At 49.9% G+C, this 6,326-nt stretch carries 4 protein-coding genes and 1 rRNA gene; 1 reads left to right on the top strand and 4 read right to left on the bottom strand.

The window, feature by feature from the left end:
• Positions 1-288 precede the first annotated feature (288 nt).
• The 3 genes from clpB to rluD form a co-directional block, all read right to left on the bottom strand.
• Positions 289-2,865, bottom strand: coding sequence for an ATP-dependent chaperone ClpB (gene clpB, locus BZG82_RS15645; protein ID WP_077481876.1), 2,577 nt, complete (start codon positions 2,863-2,865; stop codon positions 289-291).
• A 77-nt stretch (positions 2,866-2,942) separates the two neighbouring features.
• Complete coding sequence (pgeF, locus tag BZG82_RS15640) at positions 2,943-3,665, bottom strand: peptidoglycan editing factor PgeF (protein WP_077766274.1); 723 nt, start codon at positions 3,663-3,665, stop codon at positions 2,943-2,945.
• A complete protein-coding gene (rluD, locus tag BZG82_RS15635) occupies positions 3,665-4,639 on the bottom strand; it encodes a 23S rRNA pseudouridine(1911/1915/1917) synthase RluD (protein ID WP_077481872.1) in 975 nt (324 codons plus the stop codon). Before rluD ends, pgeF begins: the two co-directional genes overlap by 1 nt.
• A gap of 198 nt (positions 4,640-4,837) precedes the next feature.
• Here rluD and bamD point away from each other — a divergent pair, with 198 nt between their 5' ends.
• The gene (gene bamD, locus BZG82_RS15630; protein ID WP_077766273.1) at positions 4,838-5,563 is read left to right on the top strand and encodes an outer membrane protein assembly factor BamD; all 726 of its coding nucleotides are present in this window, start codon (positions 4,838-4,840) and stop codon (positions 5,561-5,563) included.
• Between the two features lie 687 nt (positions 5,564-6,250).
• On the opposite strand, the gene rrf is transcribed toward bamD, so the two are convergent.
• Positions 6,251-6,326: ribosomal RNA gene (rrf, locus tag BZG82_RS16785) — 5S ribosomal RNA — on the bottom strand; the annotation flags it as partial.

The following is a 6,326-nucleotide window of genomic DNA, read 5'->3' as shown; positions in this document are numbered from 1 at the left end:
CAAATTTTTAAAGAGCATCGCTCAATCTTGAGCGGGAGTGGCATTTTACGCCACCGAGGCAGTGAGTCAAGCTTTTTGTTTACTTGGCTTTGCTGCCGTTTGTTAGCGCGGTTTGCCGTGCCAACGAGGAGCGCATTATAGAGAGGTATTTTTGTGACGCAAGGGGTTTTTAAAGAAAAAATACCGACCGAACAAAAACCCAACAATTCGCAAGTTTTCTCGCCAATTTAGGTGGTATAGCCATAAAAAAGCCACCTAAAACGGTGGCTTTTTTGCGGTTTGGTTCGATTAGCCTTGTTTAGCAATAATTTGTTCATTCTCGACATCGAGAACAACAGGTCGCCCAGGCAGGAGATCGCCACTCAGTATTTGCTGAGCAAGTGGGTTCTCTATCGATTGCTGAATTGCCCGTTTGAGTGGTCGTGCGCCATAGACAGGATCAAAGCCTCCTTTCGCGACCATGGCTAACGCCGCTTCTGTCACTTCAAGGGTAAAGTCTCGTTCCGCCATACGACGTGCAACTTCTTGCATCTGCAATCTAGCAATATTCTTAATATGATCTTCCGCCAAGGGGTGGAAAACCACCGCCTCATCGATACGGTTAATGAATTCAGGGCGGAAGTGATGTGCAACGACATCCATCACCGTCTGTTTCATACCTGCGTAGTCAAGTTCACCGAAGTGCTCTTGAATACGATCAGAGCCTAGGTTAGATGTCATGATCACGACCGCATTACGGAAGTCGACTGTCCGACCTTGGCCATCGGTAAGACGCCCATCATCCAACACTTGCAGCAAGATGTTGAATACATCTGGGTGAGCCTTTTCCACTTCATCGAGCAAAATAACGGAATAAGGTCGCCGCCGCACCGCTTCGGTGAGATAGCCGCCTTCTTCATAGCCGACATAACCCGGAGGTGCCCCAACAAGGCGAGCCACTGAGTGCTTCTCCATAAACTCGGACATATCAATCCGTACCATGGCATCACGGCTATCGAACATGAACTCGGCAAGCGACTTACATAGTTCGGTTTTACCTACCCCTGTTGGCCCAAGGAAAAGGAAGGAGCCAATCGGACGATTTGGATCTGCCAAACCGGCACGACTACGACGAATAGCATTCGCAACCGCACTTACCGCTTCATCTTGCCCGATAACATGCTCGTGCAGTGCAGCTTCCATATTGAGCAGTTTTTCTTTCTCGCTTTCTAGCATGCGCGCAACCGGAATGCCGGTTTGGCGCGAGATAACATCCGCGATCTCGCTATCCGTCACGCGGTTTTTCAGCAAGGTCATTTCTTGCATTTCGGCTTGGCTAGCAAGATCCAATTGTTTTTCGAGCTCAGGAATTTTGCCGTATTGCAGTTCCGACATGCGGCTCAAGTCGCCAGCACGACGGGCAATTTCCATATCCGTACGCGCCTGCTCGAGCGCCGCCTTGATGTGTTGCGTCCCCGATACTGCCGCTTTTTCTGTATTCCAGACTTCTTCCAATTCAGCGTATTCGCGCTCTTTGGTGTCGAGCTCCTCTTTCAGGCTGTCGAGACGCTTACGACTGGCGGTATCTTCTTCTTTCTCTAACGCTTGCTGCTCAATTTTAAGCTGCACAATGCGACGCTCTAAACGGTCGAGCGATTCGGGCTTAGAGTCGATTTGCATACGAATGCTCGACGCAGCTTCATCAATCAAGTCAATGGCTTTATCGGGCAGTTGCCGATCAGCAATATAACGGTGCGATAGACTTGCAGCCGCAACAATCGCTGGGTCGGTAATTTCAACGGCGTGGTGCAGCTCATAACGCTCTTTGAGTCCGCGTAAAATCGCCACCGTATCTTCCACTGTAGGCTCGTTGATCAACACTTTTTGGAAACGGCGCTCTAGCGCAGCATCTTTTTCTACATACTGGCGATATTCATCCAGTGTGGTTGCGCCAACACAGTGGAGCTCCCCGCGAGCCAACGCCGGCTTCAGCATGTTGCCCGCATCCATTGCTCCTTCGGCTTTGCCTGCACCGACCATGGTGTGTAATTCATCGATGAAGAGAATGACATTGCCTTCTTCTTTCGCAAGTTCATTCAACACCGCTTTTAAACGTTCTTCGAATTCACCACGGTATTTCGCGCCGGCCACCAAAGAGCCCATGTCTAGCGAGAGAACGCGTTTTTTGCGTAGCCCTTCAGGAACCTCACCGTTGACGATACGCTGAGCTAAGCCTTCCACAATGGCGGTTTTACCGACACCGGGTTCACCGATTAACACGGGATTGTTTTTGGTACGCCGCTGCAACACTTGTACGGTACGACGAATTTCATCATCGCGACCAATCACAGGATCCAGTTTGCCCTGCTCCGCTCGCTCAGTGAGATCGATGGTGAATTTTTCAAGCGCTTGTCGATTTTCTTCCGCATTAGGGTCATCCACTTGTTGCCCACCGCGGACTTTCTCAATCGCCTCTTCCACTTTTTGGCTGGTTAAGCCATGGCTGCGCAACAACTCACCTAATGGTCCTTTATCTTCCACCGCGGCTAACACAAATAACTCAGACGAGATGTACTTGTCTTTACGCTTTTGCGAGATCTTATCGCACAGGTTGAAGAGGATACCGAGATTATTAGAAAGCTGAACTTCGCCGCCCGTCCCTGTCACTTTAGGTAAGCGATCAAGTAATTCAGAAAGGCTAGAACGCAGTTGGCTCACATCTACGTTCATCATGGTGAGTAAAGGGCGAATCGCACTGCTATCTTGATTGAGCAATGCGCTCATCAAGTGAACGGGTTCGATATATTGATGATCACGTCCTAATGCCAGTGACTGTGCATCAGAAATAGCGATTTGAAATTTACTGGTAAAACGATCAAGGCGCATAGCTCCTCCCACTTAACACCTTAGCTTGATGAATAAATGGGCACCATCAGTGAGGTTTTCAACCATCGCCACTGACTTTATTTTGTCAGCCAAATACAACTAGCCATACGGCCTGTTTGCCCATCACGTCGGTAAGAATAGAACTGTTCTCGTTGCTGGTAAGTACAATGGTCGCCACCGTACACGTCCGTGACGCCCATTTTGGCAAGGCGCTGTTTAGCCAGCAGATACAAGTCGGCAAGATACTTCTGATGCGGTTGACGAACGAAAGCTGAGCGAGCCGCCGGGTAGTCGCGCGTAAAGGCGTCATAAACCTCCTGTCCGACCTCAAAATGCATGGGACCGATTGCCGGCCCCAGCCAAGCCATACATTGGGTCGAGTCCTTAAACGTGGTGACGGTTGTCTCTATAACTCCGTCGAGTAGCCCTCGCCAACCTGCATGTACAGCCGCAACTTGTGATCCCTGCCGATCGGTGATCAAAACAGGTAAGCAGTCAGCGGTCATCACTGTACACACTTGACCAGATACATCCGTCACCGCCGCATCCGCGTCTGGCAAGCTCTCAACACACGGTAGCCGTGCTACCTGAGTACCATGAACTTGATTAAGCCAGGTGATAGACCCACCAACCAGCGCTTGCAGAATGGCCCTGTTTTGCGAGACAACTTCGGCGTCATCCCCCACATGTAGGCCAAGGTTCCAGCCTGAAAAGGCGCCCTGACTCGTCCCACCGAGGCGAGTGGTAGTCAGTGCCTTTACATGACGCGGCGCGGGCCAGTCAGGCTGGATACAATCCATTAATAGTCCTCTTCACCGTATTTCGCTTGGTCATCTCTGAGTAGCTCGGTCAACGCGACCATATCCTCAGGAACCGGGGCATGCCATTCCATTTGCTCGCCCGTCACCGGATGATCTAAGCGTAGCATCGCTGCATGTAAAGCTTGTCGTTTGAACTGACGTAAACCTTGAACCAACACATCGTCCGCCTGGCGTGGTGGCTTAGCCTTTCCACCATATAAAGGATCACCCACCAAAGGATGGTTCAAATAGGCCATATGGACACGAATTTGGTGAGTGCGTCCGGTTTCCAATCTCAGCCTCAGCCGTGTATGACCTCGAAAATGCTCCGCAACCCGATAGTGGGTGATTGCAGGCTTGCCTAGCTCATGTACCGCCATATGGGTACGCTTGGTGGCGTGACGGCCAATGGGCTTATCCACCAATCCGCCTCCGGTCATATTCCCGATCGCAATCGCCTCATATTCGCGAGTAATTTTACGCTTCTGCAAGGCGCGCACTAATCGCGTTTGCGCTGGGATGGTTTTAGCGACAACCATCAACCCTGTCGTATCTTTATCGAGCCGGTGCACGATACCTGCGCGAGGCACATCGCCGATCTCAGGATATAGATACAATAATCCATTTAAGATAGTGCCATCTGGGCACCCAGCGCCCGGATGCACGACTAAACCTGCAGGTTTGTTAATTACCAACAAGTCATCATCTTCGTAGACAATATCTAGAGGGATATCTTGCGGGATCCAGCGATTATCATCTTCCACTTCCGCTTGGATCTGTATCGCTTCTCCCCCCATCACTTTATGGCGAGGCTTATCCATTACCTCCCCGTCTAAGCGCACTTGCCCTGCTTGGATCCATGTTTTGATCCGAGAACGCGAGTAGTCAGGGAACAGCTCTGCAATTGCTTGGTCGAGTCGTTGGCCCAGTTGGTGGTCTTGAATGTGATGAGATAATTCTATCTGTTGTGCCATATCGAACTTTTCTGTGATTTCTATGACTAATCCCTCGCGACAGTCGTTATGGCGGCGTGTGGCGTATCGCCCGCTCTCGCCTTTTGCTATAGTCGCCTGTCACTGGATAAAATAGCCGGAATAATGACATTGTATCTGTTTGCCGCTGCGACCGTAATCCAGATGGCATAAAAACTTTTCAAGGAAGTGCGATAACCCATGAAACGCCTTACGCTTACTGCGCTGTTAGCCACCTCAATACTCGCGGGCTGTTCAAGTAACAACCAAGTCGTTCAAGATGATCCGCCATCTAAGCTGTATCAAGATGCAGAGGCGCAGTTAAACAAAGGCGCTTGGATCACTGCGATCGAAAAACTCGAAGCGCTCGATTCACGCTATCCGTTTGGCGCATACTCCGATCAAGTCCAGCTTGATCTGATCTACGCCTATTACAAAAACGACGATCTCGCGCTCGCAGAAGCCACCATAGATCGTTTTATCCGTATGCATCCAGCTCACCCAGAAAGCGATTGGGTAGTCTATATGCGTGGTTTGGTTCACATGGCGCAAGATCGCAGCCTGATCCACGATATTCTCCGCATGGAGCGTAATGATCGCGACCCTGAACCCGCCAGAAAGGCCTTTGCCGATTTTCGTCGCTTACTCGAACTCTACCCTAATAGTGAATATGCTGCAGACGCGAAAGCACGGATGGTGGCACTGAAAAACCGCTTAGCTAACTATGAATTGGCCACTGCGGATTTCTATATTCGTCGCGAAGCTTGGGTTGCCGCCGTAAATCGTTGTCAAGCTATACAGCGAGACTTTCCAGATACAGAGGCCGCACGCGCTTCTCTACCGTTAATGTTAAAAGCCTACGAAAAGCTGGGGCTTGAAGAGCCGGCTCAGAGGACGCGTGAACTCATTGAGAAAAACCCACGCTAAAAGAGAGCGAAACACTCAGGCTAAAGCCTCCAAAATTGGGGGCTTTTTTATGCCTGCTAGATACGAATCAGCACGGATAAAATAATGGCTGGCAGCCACACCTCGGCATATCTATATGTGGCTGCAACAACGAACAAAGCGTCACATCACCCGTGCCAGTATTACTCAAGATGACTGCGATAAGATTAGGCCCCGACTGTCAGTTCAGAGCTTAGTGTTTGAACTTCACGTCTTACGTTTATCTGCTTTGATGATTGAATTATATCTGTGTGACGGGAGTTTTGAAGCGAGGCGCATAGGGCTGATACACCCTCAAGATACAAAAAAGCCCCGACCGTCAGGTCAGGGCTTGGTGTTTTCTCATCAAAGTCTTACGCATATCCGCTTTGATGCTTAAATTTTTGCTAACTAAAGCCCAACATTAAGCTCTAATTAGATTATCTTGTTTGATGCGGTGAGGATGTTGAATCGAGACGCGCAGGGCTGATGCACCCTCAAGATACAAAAAAGCCCTGACCGTCAGGTCAGGGCTTGGTGTTTTCTCATCAAAGTCTTACATATATCCGCTTTGATGCTTAAATTGTGTCTGTGTGACGGGAGTTTTGAAGCGAGACGCGCAGTGTACGTCAGTACATGAGCACCGTAGCTATCAAAAATCGCAAGCAACAGTCACAATTTATAATCAAAGCCTGGCGATGTCCTACTCTCACATGGGGAGACCCCACACTACCATCGGCGCTGCTTCGTTTCACTACTGAGTTCG

Source organism: Salinivibrio sp. PR5, assembly GCF_001996085.1.
GTDB classification, from domain to species: Bacteria; Pseudomonadota; Gammaproteobacteria; order Enterobacterales; family Vibrionaceae; genus Salinivibrio; species Salinivibrio proteolyticus.
The sequence above is the reverse complement of the archived record's forward strand: the minus strand, read 5'-3'. Positions and strand labels throughout refer to the sequence as shown.

Excerpts from the sequence above, each read along its gene's own strand:
- bamD (WP_077766273.1), top strand. The coding sequence starts at position 4,838 with ATGAAACGCCTTACGCTTACTGCGCTGTTAGCCACCTCAATACTCGCG.
- clpB (WP_077481876.1), bottom strand. The coding sequence starts at position 2,865 with ATGCGCCTTGATCGTTTTACCAGTAAATTTCAAATCGCTATTTCTGAT.
- rluD (WP_077481872.1), bottom strand. The coding sequence starts at position 4,639 with ATGGCACAACAGATAGAATTATCTCATCACATTCAAGACCACCAACTG.
- pgeF (WP_077766274.1), bottom strand. The coding sequence starts at position 3,665 with ATGGATTGTATCCAGCCTGACTGGCCCGCGCCGCGTCATGTAAAGGCA.